Here is a 19862-nt window from a genome sequence, read left to right as displayed (position 1 = left end):
ATCACATGAAAATTATTAATATTGGAGTTTTAGCTCATGTTGATGCGGGAAAAACTACCTTAACAGAAAGCTTATTATATAACAGTGGAGCGATTACAGAATTAGGAAGCGTGGACAGAGGTACAACGAAAACGGATAATACGCTTTTAGAACGTCAGAGAGGAATTACAATTCAGACGGCGATAACCTCTTTTCAGTGGAAAAATACTAAGGTGAACATCATAGACACGCCAGGACATATGGATTTTTTAGCAGAAGTATATCGTTCATTATCAGTATTAGATGGGGCAATTCTACTGATTTCTGCAAAAGATGGCGTACAAGCACAAACTCGTATATTGTTTCATGCACTTAGGAAAATAGGTATTCCCACAATCTTTTTTATCAATAAGATTGACCAAAATGGAATTGATTTATCAACGGTTTATCAGGATATTAAAGAGAAACTTTCTGCGGAAATTGTAATCAAACAGAAGGTAGAACTGCATCCTAATATGCGTGTAATGAACTTTACCGAATCTGAACAATGGGATATGGTAATAGAAGGAAATGATTACCTTTTGGAGAAATATACGTCTGGGAAATTATTGGAAGCATTAGAACTCGAACAAGAGGAAAGCATAAGATTTCATAATTGTTCCCTGTTCCCTGTTTATCACGGAAGTGCAAAAAACAATATAGGGATTGATAACCTTATAGAAGTGATTACGAATAAATTTTATTCATCAACACATCGAGGTCAGTCTGAACTTTGCGGAAAAGTTTTCAAAATTGAGTATTCGGAAAAAAGACAGCGTCTTGCATATATACGTCTTTATAGTGGCGTACTGCATTTGCGAGATTCGGTTAGAATATCGGAAAAGGAAAAAATAAAAATTACAGAAATGTATACTTCAATAAATGGTGAATTATGTAAAATCGATAAGGCTTATTCCGGGGAAATTGTTATTTTGCAGAATGAGTTTTTGAAGTTAAATAGTGTTCTTGGAGATACAAAGCTATTGCCACAGAGAGAGAGAATTGAAAATCCCCTCCCTCTGCTGCAAACGACTGTTGAACCGAGCAAACCTCAACAAAGGGAAATGTTACTTGATGCACTTTTAGAAATCTCCGACAGTGACCCGCTTCTGCGATATTATGTGGATTCTGCGACACATGAAATCATACTTTCTTTCTTAGGGAAAGTACAAATGGAAGTGACTTGTGCTCTGCTGCAAGAAAAGTATCATGTGGAGATAGAAATAAAAGAGCCTACAGTCATTTATATGGAAAGACCGTTAAAAAAAGCAGAGTATACCATTCACATCGAAGTTCCACCGAATCCTTTCTGGGCTTCCATTGGTCTATCTGTAGCACCGCTTCCATTAGGGAGCGGAGTACAGTATGAGAGCTCGGTTTCTCTTGGATACTTAAATCAATCGTTTCAAAATGCAGTTATGGAGGGGATACGCTATGGCTGTGAACAAGGATTGTATGGTTGGAATGTGACGGACTGTAAAATCTGTTTTAAGTATGGCTTATACTATAGCCCTGTTAGTACCCCAGCAGATTTTCGGATGCTTGCTCCTATTGTATTGGAACAAGTCTTAAAAAAAGCTGGAACAGAATTGTTAGAGCCATATCTTAGTTTTAAAATTTATGCGCCACAGGAATATCTTTCACGAGCATACAACGATGCTCCTAAATATTGTGCGAACATCGTAGACACTCAATTGAAAAATAATGAGGTCATTCTTAGTGGAGAAATCCCTGCTCGGTGTATTCAAGAATATCGTAGTGATTTAACTTTCTTTACAAATGGACGTAGTGTTTGTTTAACAGAGTTAAAAGGGTACCATGTTACTACCGGTGAACCTGTTTGCCAGCCCCGTCGTCCAAATAGTCGGATAGATAAAGTACGATATATGTTCAATAAAATAACTTAGTGTATTTTATGTTGTTATATAAATATGGTTTCTTGTTAAATAAGATGAAATATTTTTTAATAAAGATTTGAATTAAAGTGTAAAGGAGGAGATAGTTATTATAAACTACAAGTGGATATTGTGTCCTGTATGTGGAAATAAAACACGATTAAAGATAAGGGAAGATACTGAATTAAAAAAATTCCCCCTCTATTGTCCGAAATGCAGACAAGAAAATTTAATTGAAATAAAGCAGTTCAAAGTAACTGTGATTACAGAGCCAGACGCAAAGACGCAGAGCCGATAAAATGAGATTAATACAATCTCATTTTATCGGCTCTTTCCGTTATGTATGGATTCTTTTAATTAGTCTTCGATGTTTCTTGCTTCGTTGATACCGCTGGCTAAAGATTCCATTAAGGATAGTTCTTTGTCTGTAAAGCTATCCATGTATTTCTCTATCTGTAATCGTCGGGTGCTTTTTACCAAGTTATTAGCAGGTAAGAAAAATTCATCAACGGAAACATGAAGTAACGATACAAGGTCATAAAGAACTTGTATGCTGGGGTGTTGCCCTTTATTTTCAATATTAGTTAAGTACCGTGGGTCAATTTCAATCAATGCTCCCACTTGTTCACGAGTTAAACCTCGTTTCAATCGAGCTTCTTTAATGGCTAAACCAAAGGCTCTAAAATCATATTTATCTTCTTTTTTACGCATAGTAGACCACCTCTATACATTTTATTGTTCCTACTGAATTAAAAACAGGTATAGAAAAACGTGTTATATGGTTTATAGGTTTATATTTAATAAAAAGCACTACTAAACGCCAATAAAAAAAACCGTTATATGGTAGTGCTATTTACGCTGTTAAAATATTGTATATTACTTCCAAATGGCGGTTTGTTGGAGGTCAACGTCGCCATGAAGTACATCATATACAATAAATTTCCTTACATTGGGTTCTTGTCAAAAAAAGTCGTCTATCTGCAATAGATAAGTACGTCCACCAATGTGGTTTTATAAATCATATAGATAGAATAACAGAAGCATGTAAACAGAGAAATAAATCTGTTTATATGCTTTTTTGGCTATTCAGAACTTTTTTACAAAGTTTATTTATCAGTAATGCAACAAATCCCCCTTTCACATTGGGACTAAGAGTGAAAGGAGATAAACGAGCAAGGCTCACTTCCTTTCCTAGACAGAAAGGGGGTGAGAAACATGAAACCATCTTCTTTTCAGACCACAATAGAAAATCAGTTTGACTATATCTGTAAACGTGCTATGGAAGACGAGCGAAAGAATTATATGCTTTATCTTTCAAGGATTGCAAAGCGTGAGGTGTCCTTTTCGGATGTTGGCGATTATCTTGTTAGCCAGTTTGCGACAACAGATAACTATTCAACTGACTTTCAGATTTTTACACTCAATGGGTTATCAGTAGGCGTTGAAAATGATTTGTTGAGTGAAGCATTACGTGAGTTGCCAGACAAGAAACGTGAAATTCTACTGCTGTTTTACTTTATGGACATGAGCGATTCAGAAATTGCAGACCTGTTGAAATTGAACCGTTCTACTGTCTATCGGCATAGAACCAGTGGACTAGCCTTAATTAAAAAGTTTATGGAGGAATTTGAAGAATGAAAACACAATATCCTATGATTCCCTTTCCTCTCATTGTAAAGGCAACAGATGGCGATACCGAAGCGATTAACCAGATTCTACATCATTACAGAGGGTACATAACGAAGCGTTCCCTACGACTTATGAAAGATGAATATGGCAATCAAAGTATGGTCGTTGATGAAGTCTTACGTGGAAGAATGGAAACCAGACTGATTACAAAGATTTTGTCATTTGAAATTAAGTAATATCCTCTCTCCTTTCGTGGAAGCGTGCTAAACCATTCCACGCTTCCCGAACAGGGAGGTTTGTTATTCCACCAAAGCATATTGAGCTTTCAATGTGTTTTGATAGGCTAACGAGCCATTGTTCTTTGAAAACTGAATAAAAGTAATCGAATACGTTTCGATAAGAAAAGAGCCAACGGAACTAACCGCCATGACCTATCTTATAAAGATAGCGAGCGATTCATGTTAGTGATCCGAGAAGCAATCTTTAGCAGGATTGCCTGCAACGACATTCTTATCGTGATAATGATACTCCCATACAGTCAATAGTCCGAGCGTGATAAAACCGTCGCAGGCAATGAGTATGGCTACATGAGAACCATGCAGGGGTGGAACTCCCGTGAGCTTTGCTAAAGCTGTTCGATTGCTGGTAAAACAACTTTTATGAAATCCAAATAAGTGATTTGGAAAGGAGGATTTTATGAAGCAGACTGACATTCCTATTTGGGAACGTTATACCCTAACCATTGAAGAAGCGTCAAAATATTTTCGTATTGGCGAAAACAAGCTACGACGCTTGGCAGAGGAAAATAAAAATGCAAATTGGCTGATTATGAATGGCAATCGTATTCAGATTAAACGAAAACAATTTGAAAAAATTATAGATACATTGGACGCAATCTAGCGTCGCCAAAGGGTCTTGTATATGATAAAATAGTATTAAGTCGTATCAAGGCTCTTTCCATAAAGGAAAGGAGCAAATGCCATGTCAGAAAAAAGACGTGACAATAAAGGTCGAATCTTAAAGACTGGAGAGAGCCAACGAAAAGACGGAAGATACTTATACAAATATATAGATTCATTTGGAGAACCGCAATTTGTTTACTCGTGGAAACTTGTGGCTACAGACCGAGTACCAGCAGGAAAGCGTGATTGTATCTCACTTAGAGAGAAAATCGCAGAGTTACAGAAAGACATTCATGATGGTATTGATGTTGTAGGAAAGAAAATGACACTCTGCCAGCTTTACGCAAAACAGAACGCTCAAAGACCAAAGGTTAGAAAAAACACTGAAACTGGACGCAAATATCTTATGGATATTTTGAAGAAAGACAAGTTAGGTGTAAGAAGTATTGACAGTATTAAGCCATCAGACGCTAAAGAATGGGCTATTAGAATGAGTGAAAATGGTTATGCTTATCAAACCATCAATAACTACAAACGTTCTTTAAAGGCTTCATTCTATATTGCTATACAAGATGATTGTGTTCGGAAGAATCCATTTGACTTTCAACTGAAAGCAGTTCTTGATGATGATACTGTCCCTAAGACCGTACTAACAGAAGAACAGGAAGAAAAACTGTTAGCCTTTGCAAAAGCTGATAAAACCTACAGCAAAAATTATGATGAAATTCTGATACTCTTAAAAACAGGTCTTCGTATTTCAGAGTTTGGTGGTTTGACACTTCCAGATTTAGATTTTGAGAATCGTCTTGTCAATATAGACCATCAGCTATTGAGAGATACTGAAATTGGGTACTACATTGAAACACCAAAGACCAAAAGTGGCGAACGTCAAGTTCCTATGGTTGAAGAAGCCTATCAAGCATTTAAGCGAGTGTTAGCGAATCGAAAGAATGATAAGCGTGTTGAGATTGATGGATATAGTGATTTCCTCTTTCTTAATAGAAAGAACTATCCAAAAGTGGCAAGTGATTACAACGGCATGATGAAAGGTCTTGTTAAGAAATACAATAAGTATAACGAGGATAAATTGCCACACATCACTCCACATAGTTTGCGACATACATTCTGTACCAACTATGCAAATGCAGGAATGAATCCAAAGGCATTACAGTACATTATGGGACATGCTAATATAGCCATGACGCTGAACTATTACGCACATGCAACATTCGATTCTGCAATGGCAGAAATGAAACGCTTGAATAAAGAGAAGCAACAGGAGCGTCTTGTTGCTTAGTAGTACAAATGAATTTACTACTTATTTACCACTTCTGACAGCTAAGACATGAGGAAATATGCAAAGAAACGTGAAGTATCTTCCTACAGTAAAAATACTCGAAAGCACATAGAATAAGGCTTTACGAGCATTTAAGAAAATATAAAAAGATAATTAGAAATTTATACTTTGTTTATATATACAATTTATCAACATTTATAAATTCACCCAAGAAGCATCATTTGGGTCTTGCTTCCAAGCATTCAGCTTTGCCTGATCCTCAGTTTTGATATAGTTATTTTCAACTGCCACATCGATCAGTACATCATAGTTACTGAGCGTGGAGAACGGAACATCAATCGACGCGTACATTGCCTTCGCTGCCGGCAACAAATAGGTAAAGATCGCAGCAACCCCCAATACCTCCGCACCGGCCTCGCGCAGCGCTTCTACCACGCCCTTCGATGAACCGCCGGTTGAAATCAAATCCTCGATGACAACTACCTTCTGTCCCTTGGCAATTCGACCCTCGATTTTATTTTCCTTGCCATGTGATTTATTAGAGCTTCTTACATAGCCCATCGGCAGATTCATCTTCTGAGCAATGCAGGCAGCCCAAGGAATACCGGCGGTTGCCGTACCCATCAGTACTTCAGCTTCCGGATAATCCCGTTTGATCAGTTCAACAAAGCCCTCGACAATCTGATCACGTTTCTTTGGATAGGATAAAATCAAACGGTTGTCGCAATAAATGGGTGCTTTGATGCCGCTAGCCCAAGTAAACGGATCATTGGGTCTTAAAAATACTGCTTCGATATCCAACAATGCTTTCGCTGTCAATTTTTCTGTATCCATTATGCTTCCTCCATGATTGCTTCAATTTGATGATACGTGCTAAGCGGATCAGCGCTTTTGGTAATAGAACGTCCCACAACGATATAGTCACAGCCCTGTTCCCGTGCATATGCCGGTGTAGCAACACGCTTTTGATCGTCGGCACTGTCATCTGCCAGACGAATGCCCGGAGTCACCGTCAGGAAATCATCACCGCATGCCTCATGAATTGCCTTAGCCTCGTGAACTGAGCAGACAACTCCATCCAAACCGCTTTCCTTAGCCAGCTTTGCGTAGTCAATAACCACATCCTGCACATTGCCCGGTATGAGCAGTTCCTTATTCATCGCTTCCTGAGAAGTTGATGTCAGCTGCGTTACCGCAATACAGAGCGGACGCTTACCGTTTATTGCGCCTTCCTTAAGTCCTTCAATCGCAGCCTTCATCATCGTACTGCCGCCCGCCGCATGCAGATTGACAATATCGACATCCAGCTTGGCCAGATTTTTCATTGCCTGTTTTACTGTATTAGGAATATCATGTAGCTTCAGATCCAAGAAAATCTGATGACCCATCGCCTTAACTTCTCTAACAATTTCAAATCCAAAGGAATAGGTCAGCTCCATTCCAATCTTCACATATACCGGTTCATGGAACTTTAATAAAAATTCATATACCTCTTTACGGGTAGAAAAATCCAACGCTACTATTGTCTTACTCATCTCTATGGCTCCTTCCAACTGCTTCTTTTACACTCTTGAATCCATATTTCTTCAATACACTCGGAAGATTTTCAATAATCTTCAAGCAGATATACGGATCGGTAAAATTCATCATTCCAACTTCAACTGCACTGGCACCAGCATATAAGAATTCCAGCACGTCTTCAGCACTGGCAATCCCGCCAACCCCGATGATCGGAATTTTTACCGCTTGATATACCTGATAGATCATGCGTATCGCAACCGGTTTGATCGCCGGTCCGCTCAATCCCCCGGTCTTATTTGTTAAGATCGGTTTCCCGCTTTTCAAATCCAGCCGCATTCCCATCAGCGTATTGATCATCACAATCCCATCCGCTCCCGCCGCTTCCACCGCTTTTGCGATTTCTACGATATTGGTAACATTGGGTGAGAGCTTTACATACACCGGCTTAGCCGATACCGCTTTTACTGCAGCGGTTATTTCCGCCGCCATCGCCGCGTCGGTACCAAAGGACATTCCCCCATTTTTCACATTGGGACAGGATATGTTCAGCTCGATTGCTTTTACTACCGGATGCTGTGAAATCTTTTTCACAACCTCCACATATTCCTCCTTGCTGGAGCCGCCGACATTGGAGATAATTTCCGTATCAAACTGCGCCAGCCACGGCAGCTCTTTTTCCATAATGACATCGACACCGGGATTCTGCAAACCGATCGCATTCAGCATGCCAGACGGTGTTTCCGCCACCCGAGGCAGCGGATTACCGAAGCGTTCCGTACCGGTCGCACTTTTAATGGCGATGCCGCCGAGGCGGCTTAAATCATATAATTCCGCAAATTCACGGCCGTATCCATAGCAGCCGCTGGCCGGGATAATCGGATTCTTTAATGTAAGACCCGGCAGTTTTACCTTTAAATCAATCATACGATCACCTCATGCAGCTGGAATACCGGCCCGTCTTTACAAATTCTGCGGTAATGTCCATCCTGCTTGTTCTCTTTACATACACAAGCCATGCATGCCCCCATACCGCACGCCATTCGTGCTTCATGAGAAATATAGCCTTCCTGATACTTTGCTTCCACCGCAGCTAACATTGGCTTAGGGCCACATGCATATACAAAGGAAGTATCAATGCTATGTTCAAAAATCGCATCCATCACCGTTCCCTGACATCCAAGGCTGCCATCCATTGTCGCAATGCATACAGTTGCTCCCAGCCGCTGAAATTCCTCTTCATAAAAAACCGCATCCGAGTCATTGAACCCCAATACAACCTTTACCTCCGCTTTCAAATCACGATAGCGCTTTGCTACCTCATATAACGGCGGTACACCTACCCCGCCTCCGATCAGCAGCACTTCCCGCTTTTCTTCATGTATCGGGAATCCATGCCCAGCTGGCCCAAAGAGATCCAGTTCATCCTGAATTCGGCAATGACTGAGTGCTTCCGTACCATCCCCGACTACTTTATAAACAATCGTAAAAGTATCTTCATTAATGGAAGCTATGCTGATCGGACGGCGCAATGAGAACTGCGGCAGTCTGATTTCCACAAACTGTCCGGGTTCCATCGCTTTTGTCATTTCAGCTTGAATTACCATTTCATAAGTATCAGCCGCAATTTTTTGATTCGCTCGTATGATTCCCTTTTCTTCCTGCATAAATCCTCCTGTTGATTCATTTATCATCAAATGAATATCCAAACGCACGCTTAATGACTGCCTTGCGGACCAGCACCCCGTTGCTCATCTGCTTGAAGATTCGGGAACGATCGCATTCCACCAAATCATCATCGATTTCTACCCCGCGGTTTACCGGAGCTGGGTGCATAATAATTGCATGCTTCTGCATCCGTGCTTCCCGTTCCTTCGTCAAGCCGTATTTTTCAAGATAACTTTCCTTGCTCATCTGTAAATGCTTTTCATGACGCTCATGCTGAATCCGCAGCAGCATCACCACATCCGCCCATTCCACGGCTTCATCAAGCGGCATGAAGTTTTCATTTTGATCGACCCAAAAATCTGGTCCGCTGAATTTGGCTACAGCTCCCAGCATATCCAGCGCTTCCTTATTGGAATTGGCAACCCGGCTGTGTGCGATATCACCGACGATAACGACTTTTAAGCCCTCAAAGCTAAGAAACTCCTGCTGAATCGTAAGCAGATCAAGCAGACATTGCGTGGGGTGATTGCCGCAGCCGTCTCCGCCATTTAAAATTGGAATATCCACATTGGTCAGCTCTTTGAAATATTCATCCATCGTATGCCGTATGACCACCGCGTCATAACCGATCGCTTCAAAGGTCTTCACCGAATCATACAAACTTTCACCTTTCTGCACGCTGCTGTATGCCGCATTAAAATCCGATACCCGACAACCCAGCTGCATCTCCGCCGATTCAAAAGAATAATGCGTTCGGGTACTCGGCTCAAAAAAAAGATTAGCAATCAACTTCCGTGTGGGCAGCTGCCAATCTTTCTGTTCATGGGCAAAAGCATCCGCATCCGCAAGGATGCCCAATAATTCTTCTTTGGATAAATCCGCAATGCGCAGTAAACTGTTTTTATGCATAATTGATCTCCTTCCAGGCCTTAAAAAAAGGACCTTCTCTACGAAAAAGGACCTTGGTTCGGCAGATTGAGATACTTACCCTTCTTGACCTCACAGGATCATGTTAAAGGACCTTTTCTGGTGATATTTTACCACAACTAAAAAAAATTACAAGCACTTCTTGATAATCAGCGATGATGCAGATGATTGATAACTCTCTCGGCAGTTTTATTACTTTTTTCTGCCTTTATATTTTCCAGCAATTCGACGTAAAAATGCTTCCTCTGATAACAGCTCTCGTTAAATTTCCGCTTTCTTTATGCTATAATGCTGTCAAAGACAGAATACTTGATACAAGCACATGAAAGGAAATTCTTATATGAAAGCTTATTCATTTCCAAAATTCGATCTCCACCTGCATTTGGATGGCTCTTTGCCATGCATGACCGCATGGAAATTAGCTAAGACCCGGCGTCCAGAACTGCTGGAACAAGGCTATGAAGCTTTTCGAAACCGCATGCAGGTACATCCCAACTGTCACAGTCTTCATGAGATTCTCGATTGTTTTGATTTGCCGCTGGCATTGCTTCAGGATGAAGAAGCACTGTTTTTCTGTACCAAGGATTTGATTAAACAGTTAGCTGAATCAGGTGTGGTGTATGCCGAAATACGATTCGCTCCGCAGCAGCACATCAAAGAAGGCTTGACCCAACGGCAGGTTATAGAAGCTGTGCTGTCAGGGGTACGGCAAGCATCAAAAGAATTCCCGCAAATCGAGATACAGCTGATTACCTGTATGATGGTATTTCCATTTGATAACGATGCTGAAAATTGGGAAACCGTACAGCTTTGCCATGAATATCTGAATCGTGGTGTATGTGCGCTTGATATCGCCGGACCAGAAGGTGTCAAGCCATTCTCAGCCTATCGGCCATTCTTTGAAAAAGCAAAGCATTTTAAGATTCCTTTCACCATTCATGCCGGTGAAAACGGCCCGGTTGAACATATTAAGGAAGCGCTTGAAATGGGTGCCAGCCGCATTGGACACGGTGTTTCCGCAATTGATGATCCCAAGCTATTATTGCGGCTGAAGGAACAGAGAATACCGCTGGAATCCTGTGTGCGCAGCAATTATGTATGTGAAGTCATCGACAATTATAAGCATCATCCGATCCGTTCATATTTTGATCAAGGGCTGTTGGTTACCGTGAATACAGACGATATGACGATCATTGACAGCACGCTTGATCAGGAATATGAAATTCTACAAAAAGAGCTGTACTTTAGCGACCGGGAATTGCTGGAATTGTGCCGTAATTCAGTGGAAGCGGCCTTTCTCAAGGATGATCGCAAGCAGTACTATTTGCAGCTGATCGATACATGGAAAAATTCGGGTGATCATTGAAGCAGTCCGTCAGCATGCGGATTGCTTTTTACAAACCGCAAGCCTTTTTTAAATACTGAGCGGTGATCGTATTGCTACGTTCAACCATTTCCTGCGGTGTACCGGTAAATACTACCTCTCCTCCTGCCGTACCGCCATCCGGCCCGATATCAATGATATAATCTGCCTGCTTCATCACATCAAGATTATGCTCGATAATGATAACTGTATTTCCTTGCCTTACAAAGCCTTCCAACAGTTTCATGATCTCTTTACAGTCCGAAGCGTGAAGTCCGGTTGTCGGTTCATCCAGGACAAAAATAGTTCCTTTCCTATGTAAATGCTTCGCAAGCTTCAATCGCTGCCGCTCCCCACCGGAAAGTGTAGATAACGGCTGACCAAGGGATAAGTAGGATAATCCTACTTCTGCCAGCGATTTCAGCCTGCGTTGTATTTTCGCAGAAGAGGCAAAGAAAGAAATTGCTTCTTCGACGCTCATTTCCATAATCTGCGCAATATTTTTACCCTGATAGTGATAGGATAACGCTGCTTCACTGTATCGTTTCCCTTCACATGCTTCACAGACTGTCGTCACCGGATCCATAAATACTAGTTCTGTCACCACTATCCCTTTTCCATTACAATGCGGACAAGCACCCTTGCTGTTGAAAGAGAACATCGCTGCTTCAGCCTGCGATGCATCTGCCATCAACCTCCGAATATCATTACTGAAATCTAAAAATGTCGCCGGCGTAGAACGACCGGTAGCCGTAATCGGCGACTGATCAATCATGACCACACGATCTGCATACATTTTTGAAAATACATCGCCTATCAAGGTACTCTTACCTGATCCAGCCACACCGGTAACCACGGTCAGAATATGTAATGGGATATCAACAGACAAATGTTTTAAATTATGCAGATGAGCATCCTTAATCGGCAAAAATTCTATTGCAGGTCGAGGCTTGGTTTTCAAAGGTATCAGTTCCCGCATAGCATCGCCAGTTAATGTATGAGAGACAAGCAGCTGTTCATAGGTACCTTGAAACGTGATCTGACCGCCGTTTACTCCAGCCAACGGCCCGACATCAATTACCTCATCCGCTATGCGGATCACATCCTTATCATGCTCGACCACCAACACAGTATTGCCTCGATCGCGTAAACTCTTTAACAGACGTGTCATCCGATAAACATCGCGCGGATGCATTCCTGTGCTGGGTTCATCAAAGATATAGGTCAAGCCAGTCAGTGAGCTCCCCATATAGCGTACCAGCTTCAAACGCTGCGCCTCACCTCCGGATAAAGTGGAGGATTCACGGTTCATGCTCAAATACGGAAGGCCGATCTCGATCATCCTGGTTAAAGCTGCACACAAAGTGTCAAGGATGGTCTGTGCCCTGGGATCATTGATCTGCTGTAATACCTCACGCAGTTCTAAAAACTCCATATCAGATAACTCCGCGATATGGTATCCATTAATTTTACATCTCAGCACTTTTTCATGAAGCCGTTTACCCATGCATACCGGACAATCTCTTTGCTGAATCATGGAGGCTAAACGCTTCTTTGAAACATCGGATGCACTTGCATGATCCCGATTAATCAACAGCCGTGACATATGATTATAAATACCCTCAATACGTTTATGAACTTGTTTGCCGCCCTTTTCCTTTGCCCCGTACATTAACAAATTATACTCTGTTTCGCTGTAATCTCTTAGCGGTTTATCCAAATCAAACAGTCCTGATTCTGCATATTGCTTATAATACCAATTACCCGGATGAAAAGCAGGCAGATCAATCATCCCCTCGCGCATAGATTTATCAGGATCCAAAGAGGTACTTAGATCTAGCTCCACCACTTTTCCCAATCCAAAGCAGTGCGGACACATGCCTTTCGGATCATTAAAGGAAAAAGCAGATGCACTGCCGAGAGTTGGCTGTCCGATCCGTGAAAATAGGAGGCGAAGCGCTGAATATAGATCACTGATCGTCCCTACAGTCGATCGTGCATTCCCCTGTAATCGGCTTTGATCAATGATCACCGAAGCATTTAAATGATCAATAAAATCAACCTTTGGTTTCTCATATTTCGGCAGACGGCTACGGATAAAAGCACTATAAGTTTCATTCATCTGCCGTTGACTTTCGGCAGCTATCGTATCAAATACGATACTGGACTTCCCTGATCCAGATACTCCTGTAAAAACGATAATTTTCCCTTTCGGAATTGATAAAGAAACATCCTTCAGATTATTCTGATGCAGCCCTTTTATCACAATAGAATTGTTTTTTGACATGTGAAGTTCCTTTCGTATAGTATGCGAATCAACATCATTGTAAAGTCTCCCCCAATGGCAGAGTCAAGCATAAATATTATTGACACACACAGTTTTTTTACCATGTAATTCCAATATGCTTTCACGGTTGAATATCTATTTTATCAATTCATAAAATCAAATAAAAAAGAGAATAGATATTTCTGTTCTCTTTTACGCTTTTACTAAATCGATTCTCTGATCACATTGTTCAGACAAAAATTGATCATGCGTCACCATAATAACAATTTTTCCCTGATCTGCCATCTGTTTTAATAATTTAAAAATTTCCATTTTATTGGATTCATCCAGATTTCCGGTCGGTTCATCTGCCAAAACCACACTGCAAGGCTTCAATATGACTCGTGCCATCGCCACCCGCTGCTGTTCTCCTCCTGATAACGTAAAGATTTTCTTCTTTAACATATCCTCATCTAAATGTACCTGCTTTAACGCATTCACCAAGATATTTCTATCTTTTTTTTGTTTTGTATACTCCAAAGCAATTTTCAAGTTACTTTCAACACTCTCATTATCAATCAAGGCATAATTTTGAAACAGATAGGCAATCTCATAGCGCAGCAGCTTGATTGTTTTATTCCCACTGATTTTTCCTTCACCGTAACCTTCAAAAATCACCTGTCCGGAAGTTGGTTTTTCTAGTAAACCAATAATATTCAATAAGGTTGATTTCCCACAACCTGACGCTCCGGTTATAGCGGTAATCGTACCTTCTTCAAATCGGGCATTCAAATCATTTAATACCACATGATCACCAAACCGTTTTGAAATATTTTTAATTTCTAAAGTTTTCATAATCTACTCCTTTAGGCTCTCTGCCATAATTTTACGTTCATTTTTGGCTACTAATAGTAAGGATAATATACATTCAAAGATAAACATAATTAATACGGTTACTTGTTCGATAAGCGATCTTCCCCAGATAAAACAATAGGACCAAATTACAAAATAGAAGAAACTCATGATCGTAATCATATTATCATAACGCTTTAACAGTGAATAACCCATCGTTTTTTTGATGGCGATACTCTTTTTGAATGAACTAATGTAAGCCAAGACGTATTGAGTAATAACGGCACATAAAGCTAGAAAGGAAATGGATATCAATATTACTTCTTGCCACAATTTTCTGATCCAACTATCATAAAGAAACTTTGACATATCATTTACCGAATATATATCGAATGTAGCTTTGAAGCCACCCTTTTGCATTACTTCATCATATTTTTTCTTATTAATTTGATTTTCTTTTAAATAAACCGACCATGGATTTACAAATCCAGATATTAAGATGATGGGATCCATAACGTACCCTACACCATTTTCATTTAACATATTATTAAAGGTAAATATTTTCTGATTTGATTCAATTTTAAGAAATCCAGTTTTACGGCCGTTTAAGTTTTCATTGTCCATAATTTTCTTTGCCTGTACTTCATTTTTTTCAGAAGCTAAAACTTGATATTCTCCCTTTTTTATTTGAATTGTTTTCCCTTTTTCATCTTTTAGTTTTATATGATTGATATAATTTTCATTTGCATTACAATATGAAATTTCCTTTCCCGTATTCCAATCAATAAATGTATTCATTTCTATACCAATGCCGCCAGAATCATTTACTTGCTGATAAAGCAGAATAAGATAGCCCGGCACATCTTCCTCAAATTGCTGCATATTATCCGCTTTATAGTATCCATTTGAATTCTCTAAGAATTTCCTGTATGATAAAACATTATCTGCATCAGTAAGCATCGGTATAAAATACTCTCCAATAATTGAAATTCCAAAGATAACAATAACCATTCGCAGAATCAAATTTAAAGATAATAATGTTTTAAAATTCTTTTTGTGTTTTAATATTTGAACAGGTTGAACTTTTTTAAAAAAATAGAACAAAAATAATAGAATAGTCAATAACATGGCCAATTCAATAACTAAGAAAACAAGTAAATACTTCATCAGTAGAATGACAAAGATATTGAATTCCTGTATTGTAAAGAACATACTCATCACAAATATCAATATGCTGCAGATTATAACTTCTAAAAACAGTTTCCAATTTTCTTTTATCAATAAATGGTATGACGAAAAACCAAACATTTTCTTAATAGACAATTTTTCCTCTATTTGAGAAAAATACACAAGGATACAGACAATCGCTATTACAAGCAACATTATCGCAAGTTGTGTAAAAGAGTACATTGTTGATGAATCTAATATACTTATATTAATTGGTATGACACTATTATTTTCTCCATCAATAAAGAGGCCTACAAAATTCTTTTTAAATTTACTTAATACATTTTCTGCATTTTCCCCAATTAAGTTATATGTACCATCAACATAATCATAATTCTTATAATTATAGATATAATGATTACTTTCATTTGGAAAATATGGAAAATATAAATCAGCCTCTTTATGCAAATCATTTGTAATTAAAAAATCCTTTTTCTCATTAAACTGATGAATCTGTTTTTTTGATAATTTAAGTCCTGCTTTACTATATAAATTTTCTGACATGAAAACATATCTATTTATCTGGTATTGATTAACTGGAGATGTTTTTACGATGGATACATCATTTTCTTTACATAATGTAAGTAATCCATTTGCTATCTCTGCCTCATTTTTTTTGAATACTTATTTGAAAATAAAAGAAAGGAAATAACCTTTTCAGATTGCTCTGGAGAATGCAATAATGAATCTTGGTAAACATTTCGAACATTTTCAAAAGATATCAAATATCCAATTATTGAAATAAACATAAAAATACATATAATTATCTTTTTCATTTAGTTTTCCCCCTTCTTTTTAATTCTACCATATTACATAATAAATAAAATACTTGTAATTCCTTTTAATTTGTCTTATCACGAAGATGTGTAAGCGTTTCCATTATTTGGAAAAGGGAGATGAAATAATGAAAAAGAAATTATTTATTTCGCTAGTATTATTCGTATCAATGATAGGTATTACATCTGTAAAAGCTTTGACAAATAAAGATTTCGGATATGCCAATGGTATCGTACATAACTTTGCTAAAAATACGGCTTATGATTCTTTTCAATGTGTTGATTCAAAAGCAACTTTCAATGTTAAAACCAGCACGAATAACCGTTATCAAGGGTCATTTTCTCAAAATCTAGCCACTGGTTATAATTTTAGTCCTGCATACAGTACTGCTGGTAATACTGCAACAGTTTCAAATAAAATGAATAGAGACCAATTTAATAGCCATTGGCACTATGGAAGAAGTAATTAATACTATTCGACATTTATTAACGCTTGCGCATAAATGATTTCCCATCATAAAAAGACCCCAATCACATTGATTGAAGTCTTTTCTTAATCTCCTACATGTTCTACCGTATCAAAACGATAACCTAGCTTTTTCATTTCCTTTATGAATTTATCCATTGCTTCATAATTTCCTTTGTTGGACGGATGAAGCAGATAGATTGCACCGTTGTGATAATGATCCATCATCGTTTTATAGGATTCATCACCGGACACATCTTCCGCAAAATCATAATAGGCATGTGACCAGAAGAAGGTCTTATAGCCAAGCTCCTGCATAATCCGCAGGGATCGTTCCGACATACCGCCTTTTGGAAACCGGAATACCTTCACCATCGGTTTGCCGGTTACCTCCATATATGTCTTTTCCGTCTCGGTTATTTCACGCACAAACTTATCGATGTCCTTACTGTTAGCTAACAGCGGCATATCGTAATGATGCCAGGTATGATTGGCGATCAAATGCCCATGTTTCACCAGATCGTTCATAAACGGCGCTTCGTTCTTAATATAATTTCGGGTTAAAAAGAAGGTTGCTTTCACATCGTTTTTATTCAGAACATCTGCGATTTCCTTAATATACGTGATATCATTGCCGCCTTCGTCGAAGGTCAGATAGATGACCTTTTCATCTTTGCCTAAATAGTACGCATCATATTTCGCCAAGAAGGCTTCATCTCTGGCCGCAGTTGTACGCTGATGTTTAGTGGATTTGTTAAACCACCACTCCTCCGCTTTGTTGTCATAATCGTCAAAATTATAATATACCTTTGTCTTTGTCGGATCAGCGCATACTTCTACCTTTCTTGTCTTTTTCGTAACATTGCCGCTGCTGTCGCTGACTGTGTATGTTATTTTATACGTTCCCGTATGCTCCATATCTACATCATTCTTCACCATAACTTTATCGGTGATATCACCCTCATAATTATCAACTGCCTGATATCCGGGATCCTGAAGGGTTCCGTTTTCAAATACCCGTAAATTCATCGGTTCTTTCAATTTCAGTTTGGGCGCAGTTGTATCTACTACCTGAATTGCACGGCTTACCGATTTATCATATTTATCAAAGGTATAAGTAATCGTATAGGTTCCGGTTTTGTGAATATTCAGATTTGATTTCTTAATGATTTGATCGGAATAATCCTGAAAACGAAAACGTGCTTCTGCACCCTCATCATGAAATTTGCTGTTGACTTCAACTGTTTCTGTTTTATTGCCATTCAAGGTAATTTGAGGAATGAACAGACCGCTGAAAAATAGCAGCTTAATCAGCAGTGCGATGATCATAGCTATGATCGCTCCTGCGATACTGTATACAACGATTTTACATCGCTTACTCATGCGCTTCACCTCGATACAGTCTACGCATAGCATGGTGAAAATAGCACGCCTGAAAATAAGAAAAGCAGGAAAATTCCTGCTTCATCGTTCATATTTCTTTAGGATCGTTTCTGCACAGCGAATACCGTCTATCGCCGCAGATACAATTCCTCCCGCATAGCCGGCTCCTTCCCCGCATGGATACATACCGTTCAAAGATAAGGATTCATAGGTATCATCATTACGAAGGATGCGAAGCGGGGAGCTGGAACGGCTTTCTACCGCAGTCATGACCGCATCATCCATAGCAAAGCCTTTCAGCTGCCGATCAAATCCACATAGACCTTCCTCCAGTCCCTTTTGTATCGCCGGATCGAAAAGCTGCCGCAGATCGCACGGGGTAACACCGATTGCATAGCTTGGTTTTACGGAGCCCAGTTTTGTGGATGCTTGTTGATTCAAAAAATCTTTGACTAGCTGCACCGGCGCATGATAATTCCCGCCGCCTAATATAAAAGCCTTTTGTTCAAGCGCTTGCTGATAGCGGATTCCATCAAGGGGATGCACGCCGAAATCATTTGGGTTTACCTGTACCAGCATTGCACTATTGGCATTTGTCTGATCACGGGCATATTCACTCATGCCGTTGACTACAACCTGCCCCTCAGCAGAAGCGCTTGGAACTACAAAGCCACCCGGACACATACAGAACGTGTAAACGCCTCGGCCGTTGGCAGCGCGATGCGTTAGCCGATACTCAGCTGCTTTCAGGCGCGGGTGTCCGGCGTATTTTCCATACTGAGCTTCATCAATCAGATGTTGCGGATGCTCGATCCGAACTCCTACGGCAAACGGCTTGCCAATCATCTCAATCTGTGATTCATAAAGCATTTGAAAAGTGTCTCTAGCACTGTGACCGATTGCCAATATCAGCTGTTCACAAGGCAATAGCTCATGGTTGACTAATACTCCCATGAGCCTTTGGCGATCCTGTTCGATGCCATCCAATTGTGCTCGAAATCTTACTTCTCCGCCTAATGCGAGGATTTCCTTTCGGATATTTTTTACAATTTCCCGTAATCGATCAGTTCCAATGTGAGGATGCGCCTCATACTGTATTTGCTGCGGCGCCCCGGCATTCACAAGCTCCGTAAGTACTTTTTGAGCCCGCAAATCCTTTACCCGGGTCGTTAGTTTTCCATCACTGAACGTTCCGGCACCGCCTTCTCCAAATTGTACATTGCTGGAAGCATCCAGTATGCCTTTTGTCCAAAAACGATTGACGCTTTCAATCCGATCATCCACCGCGTCACCGCGTTCCAGTACAATCGGGCGAAGTCCCGCCTGCGCCAAAAGCAAAGCCGCAAACATCCCAGCCGGACCAAATCCAACAACTACTGGTCGATGCTTCAAAATCGCCCTGCCACGTTCAGGCATCTGATAGACATATGGCTCAACTGATCTTACCAGATCACCGTGCTTTGCCAGCACCTGCCGTTCATCGGCAACCATGATATCCACCGTGTAGGTAAAGTAGATTTCATTGCGTTTGCGGGCATCAATCGATTCTTTGACAATTCTTAAATCCAGCAGCGCAGCATGCGGGATGTGCAGCTGTTTACACACTTTCTCAGATAAATGCTCCACCGGCTGATCGATCGTAAGCCGAAGTCCGTTCATTCTAAGCATATAAATT

Annotated in this window: 19 protein-coding genes; 8 read left to right on the top strand and 11 right to left on the bottom strand. The window is 39.9% G+C overall.

The window, feature by feature from the left end:
* Positions 1–5 precede the first annotated feature (5 nt).
* Together tet(M) and GSF08_RS07020 are read left to right on the top strand one after the other, a co-directional pair.
* Positions 6–1925, top strand: coding sequence for a tetracycline resistance ribosomal protection protein Tet(M) (gene tet(M) / locus GSF08_RS07025; protein ID WP_110370588.1), 1920 nt, complete (start codon positions 6–8; stop codon positions 1923–1925).
* 118 nt (positions 1926–2043) lie between these two features.
* Complete coding sequence (locus GSF08_RS07020; RefSeq protein ID WP_000336323.1) at positions 2044–2211, top strand: cysteine-rich KTR domain-containing protein; 168 nt, start codon at positions 2044–2046, stop codon at positions 2209–2211.
* Positions 2212–2270: 59 nt separating this feature from the next.
* Here the strand turns inward: GSF08_RS07020 and GSF08_RS07015 are convergent, their stop codons facing one another.
* Positions 2271–2624 (bottom strand): helix-turn-helix transcriptional regulator, encoded by a 354-nt coding sequence (locus tag GSF08_RS07015; protein WP_001227347.1) that lies wholly within the window; start codon positions 2622–2624, stop codon positions 2271–2273.
* Positions 2625–3128: 504 nt separating this feature from the next.
* Here GSF08_RS07015 and GSF08_RS07010 point away from each other — a divergent pair.
* The 4 genes from GSF08_RS07010 (at position 3129) to GSF08_RS06995 (ending at position 5741) form a co-directional block, all read left to right on the top strand.
* On the top strand, positions 3129–3551 hold the full coding sequence (locus tag GSF08_RS07010) for a sigma-70 family RNA polymerase sigma factor (RefSeq protein ID WP_000804885.1): 423 nt from the start codon (positions 3129–3131) through the stop codon (positions 3549–3551).
* On the top strand, positions 3548–3778 hold the full coding sequence (locus tag GSF08_RS07005; protein ID WP_000857133.1) for a helix-turn-helix domain-containing protein: 231 nt from the start codon (positions 3548–3550) through the stop codon (positions 3776–3778). Before GSF08_RS07010 ends, GSF08_RS07005 begins: the two co-directional genes overlap by 4 nt.
* A gap of 460 nt (positions 3779–4238) precedes the next feature.
* Positions 4239–4442 (top strand): excisionase, encoded by a 204-nt coding sequence (locus GSF08_RS07000; RefSeq protein ID WP_000814511.1) that lies wholly within the window; start codon positions 4239–4241, stop codon positions 4440–4442.
* An 81-nt stretch (positions 4443–4523) separates the two neighbouring features.
* Positions 4524–5741: a tyrosine-type recombinase/integrase gene (locus GSF08_RS06995; RefSeq protein WP_001291561.1), complete on the top strand. Its 1218-nt coding sequence runs from the start codon at positions 4524–4526 to the stop codon at positions 5739–5741.
* A 195-nt stretch (positions 5742–5936) separates the two neighbouring features.
* On the opposite strand, the gene pyrE is transcribed toward GSF08_RS06995, so the two are convergent.
* The 5 genes from pyrE to GSF08_RS06970 are packed head-to-tail and all read right to left on the bottom strand — an operon-like array spanning position 5937 to position 9836.
* Positions 5937–6575 (bottom strand): orotate phosphoribosyltransferase, encoded by a 639-nt coding sequence (gene pyrE / locus GSF08_RS06990; RefSeq protein ID WP_160625116.1) that lies wholly within the window; start codon positions 6573–6575, stop codon positions 5937–5939.
* Complete coding sequence (gene pyrF / locus GSF08_RS06985) at positions 6575–7276, bottom strand: orotidine-5'-phosphate decarboxylase (protein ID WP_160625115.1); 702 nt, start codon at positions 7274–7276, stop codon at positions 6575–6577. The genes pyrE and pyrF overlap by 1 nt, the downstream gene beginning before the upstream one ends.
* Positions 7269–8183: a dihydroorotate dehydrogenase gene (locus GSF08_RS06980; RefSeq protein WP_160625386.1), complete on the bottom strand. Its 915-nt coding sequence runs from the start codon at positions 8181–8183 to the stop codon at positions 7269–7271. Before GSF08_RS06980 ends, pyrF begins: the two co-directional genes overlap by 8 nt.
* Positions 8183–8926 (bottom strand): dihydroorotate dehydrogenase electron transfer subunit, encoded by a 744-nt coding sequence (locus tag GSF08_RS06975; protein WP_160625114.1) that lies wholly within the window; start codon positions 8924–8926, stop codon positions 8183–8185. Before GSF08_RS06975 ends, GSF08_RS06980 begins: the two co-directional genes overlap by 1 nt.
* Before the next feature lie 16 nt (positions 8927–8942).
* Entirely contained in the window at positions 8943–9836 is an 894-nt protein-coding gene (locus GSF08_RS06970) for an aspartate carbamoyltransferase catalytic subunit (RefSeq protein WP_160625113.1), read from the bottom strand.
* Positions 9837–10194: 358 nt separating this feature from the next.
* Between GSF08_RS06970 and add the strand changes: the two genes are divergently transcribed.
* Positions 10195–11220 carry an adenosine deaminase gene (add, locus tag GSF08_RS06965; RefSeq protein ID WP_160625112.1) on the top strand — a complete coding sequence of 342 codons (1026 nt, stop codon included), beginning with the start codon at positions 10195–10197 and terminating at the stop codon, positions 11218–11220.
* A 28-nt stretch (positions 11221–11248) separates the two neighbouring features.
* Here the strand turns inward: add and GSF08_RS06960 are convergent, their stop codons facing one another.
* The 3 genes from GSF08_RS06960 to GSF08_RS06950 form a co-directional block, all read right to left on the bottom strand.
* Positions 11249–13504: an ATP-binding cassette domain-containing protein gene (locus tag GSF08_RS06960; RefSeq protein ID WP_160625111.1), complete on the bottom strand. Its 2256-nt coding sequence runs from the start codon at positions 13502–13504 to the stop codon at positions 11249–11251.
* Positions 13505–13696: 192 nt separating this feature from the next.
* The gene (locus GSF08_RS06955; RefSeq protein ID WP_160625110.1) at positions 13697–14338 is read right to left on the bottom strand and encodes a putative bacteriocin export ABC transporter; all 642 of its coding nucleotides are present in this window, start codon (positions 14336–14338) and stop codon (positions 13697–13699) included.
* A gap of 3 nt (positions 14339–14341) precedes the next feature.
* Positions 14342–16066: a DUF1430 domain-containing protein gene (locus GSF08_RS06950; RefSeq protein ID WP_160625109.1), complete on the bottom strand. Its 1725-nt coding sequence runs from the start codon at positions 16064–16066 to the stop codon at positions 14342–14344.
* Between the two features lie 400 nt (positions 16067–16466).
* Between GSF08_RS06950 and GSF08_RS06945 the strand changes: the two genes are divergently transcribed.
* Positions 16467–16808 (top strand): hypothetical protein, encoded by a 342-nt coding sequence (locus GSF08_RS06945; protein WP_160625108.1) that lies wholly within the window; start codon positions 16467–16469, stop codon positions 16806–16808.
* Between the two features lie 83 nt (positions 16809–16891).
* Here the strand turns inward: GSF08_RS06945 and GSF08_RS06940 are convergent, their stop codons facing one another.
* Positions 16892–18187 (bottom strand): immunoglobulin-like domain-containing protein, encoded by a 1296-nt coding sequence (locus GSF08_RS06940; protein WP_160625107.1) that lies wholly within the window; start codon positions 18185–18187, stop codon positions 16892–16894.
* A gap of 81 nt (positions 18188–18268) precedes the next feature.
* Positions 18269–19855, bottom strand: coding sequence for an NAD(P)/FAD-dependent oxidoreductase (locus GSF08_RS06935; RefSeq protein WP_160625106.1), 1587 nt, complete (start codon positions 19853–19855; stop codon positions 18269–18271).
* Positions 19856–19862: the final 7 nt, after the last annotated feature.

Source organism: Copranaerobaculum intestinale, from assembly GCF_009831105.1.
Lineage (GTDB): Bacteria > Bacillota_I > Bacilli_A > Erysipelotrichales > Erysipelotrichaceae > Copranaerobaculum > Copranaerobaculum intestinale.
This window is presented reverse-complemented; position numbering and strand designations above follow the sequence as displayed.

Coding starts and splice junctions, on each gene's coding strand:
- pyrE (WP_160625116.1), bottom strand. CDS start 6,575: ATGGATACAGAAAAATTGACAGCGAAAGCATTGTTGGATATCGAAGCA.
- GSF08_RS06935 (WP_160625106.1), bottom strand. CDS start 19,855: ATGCTTAGAATGAACGGACTTCGGCTTACGATCGATCAGCCGGTGGAG.
- GSF08_RS07005 (WP_000857133.1), top strand. CDS start 3,548: ATGAAAACACAATATCCTATGATTCCCTTTCCTCTCATTGTAAAGGCA.
- GSF08_RS06940 (WP_160625107.1), bottom strand. CDS start 18,187: ATGAGTAAGCGATGTAAAATCGTTGTATACAGTATCGCAGGAGCGATC.
- GSF08_RS06975 (WP_160625114.1), bottom strand. CDS start 8,926: ATGCAGGAAGAAAAGGGAATCATACGAGCGAATCAAAAAATTGCGGCT.
- GSF08_RS06970 (WP_160625113.1), bottom strand. CDS start 9,836: ATGCATAAAAACAGTTTACTGCGCATTGCGGATTTATCCAAAGAAGAA.
- GSF08_RS06945 (WP_160625108.1), top strand. CDS start 16,467: ATGAAAAAGAAATTATTTATTTCGCTAGTATTATTCGTATCAATGATA.
- GSF08_RS06995 (WP_001291561.1), top strand. CDS start 4,524: ATGTCAGAAAAAAGACGTGACAATAAAGGTCGAATCTTAAAGACTGGA.
- GSF08_RS06955 (WP_160625110.1), bottom strand. CDS start 14,338: ATGAAAACTTTAGAAATTAAAAATATTTCAAAACGGTTTGGTGATCAT.
- GSF08_RS06950 (WP_160625109.1), bottom strand. CDS start 16,066: ATGTCAGAAAATTTATATAGTAAAGCAGGACTTAAATTATCAAAAAAA.
- pyrF (WP_160625115.1), bottom strand. CDS start 7,276: ATGAGTAAGACAATAGTAGCGTTGGATTTTTCTACCCGTAAAGAGGTA.
- GSF08_RS07000 (WP_000814511.1), top strand. CDS start 4,239: ATGAAGCAGACTGACATTCCTATTTGGGAACGTTATACCCTAACCATT.
- GSF08_RS07010 (WP_000804885.1), top strand. CDS start 3,129: ATGAAACCATCTTCTTTTCAGACCACAATAGAAAATCAGTTTGACTAT.
- GSF08_RS06960 (WP_160625111.1), bottom strand. CDS start 13,504: ATGTCAAAAAACAATTCTATTGTGATAAAAGGGCTGCATCAGAATAAT.
- add (WP_160625112.1), top strand. CDS start 10,195: ATGAAAGCTTATTCATTTCCAAAATTCGATCTCCACCTGCATTTGGAT.
- GSF08_RS07015 (WP_001227347.1), bottom strand. CDS start 2,624: ATGCGTAAAAAAGAAGATAAATATGATTTTAGAGCCTTTGGTTTAGCC.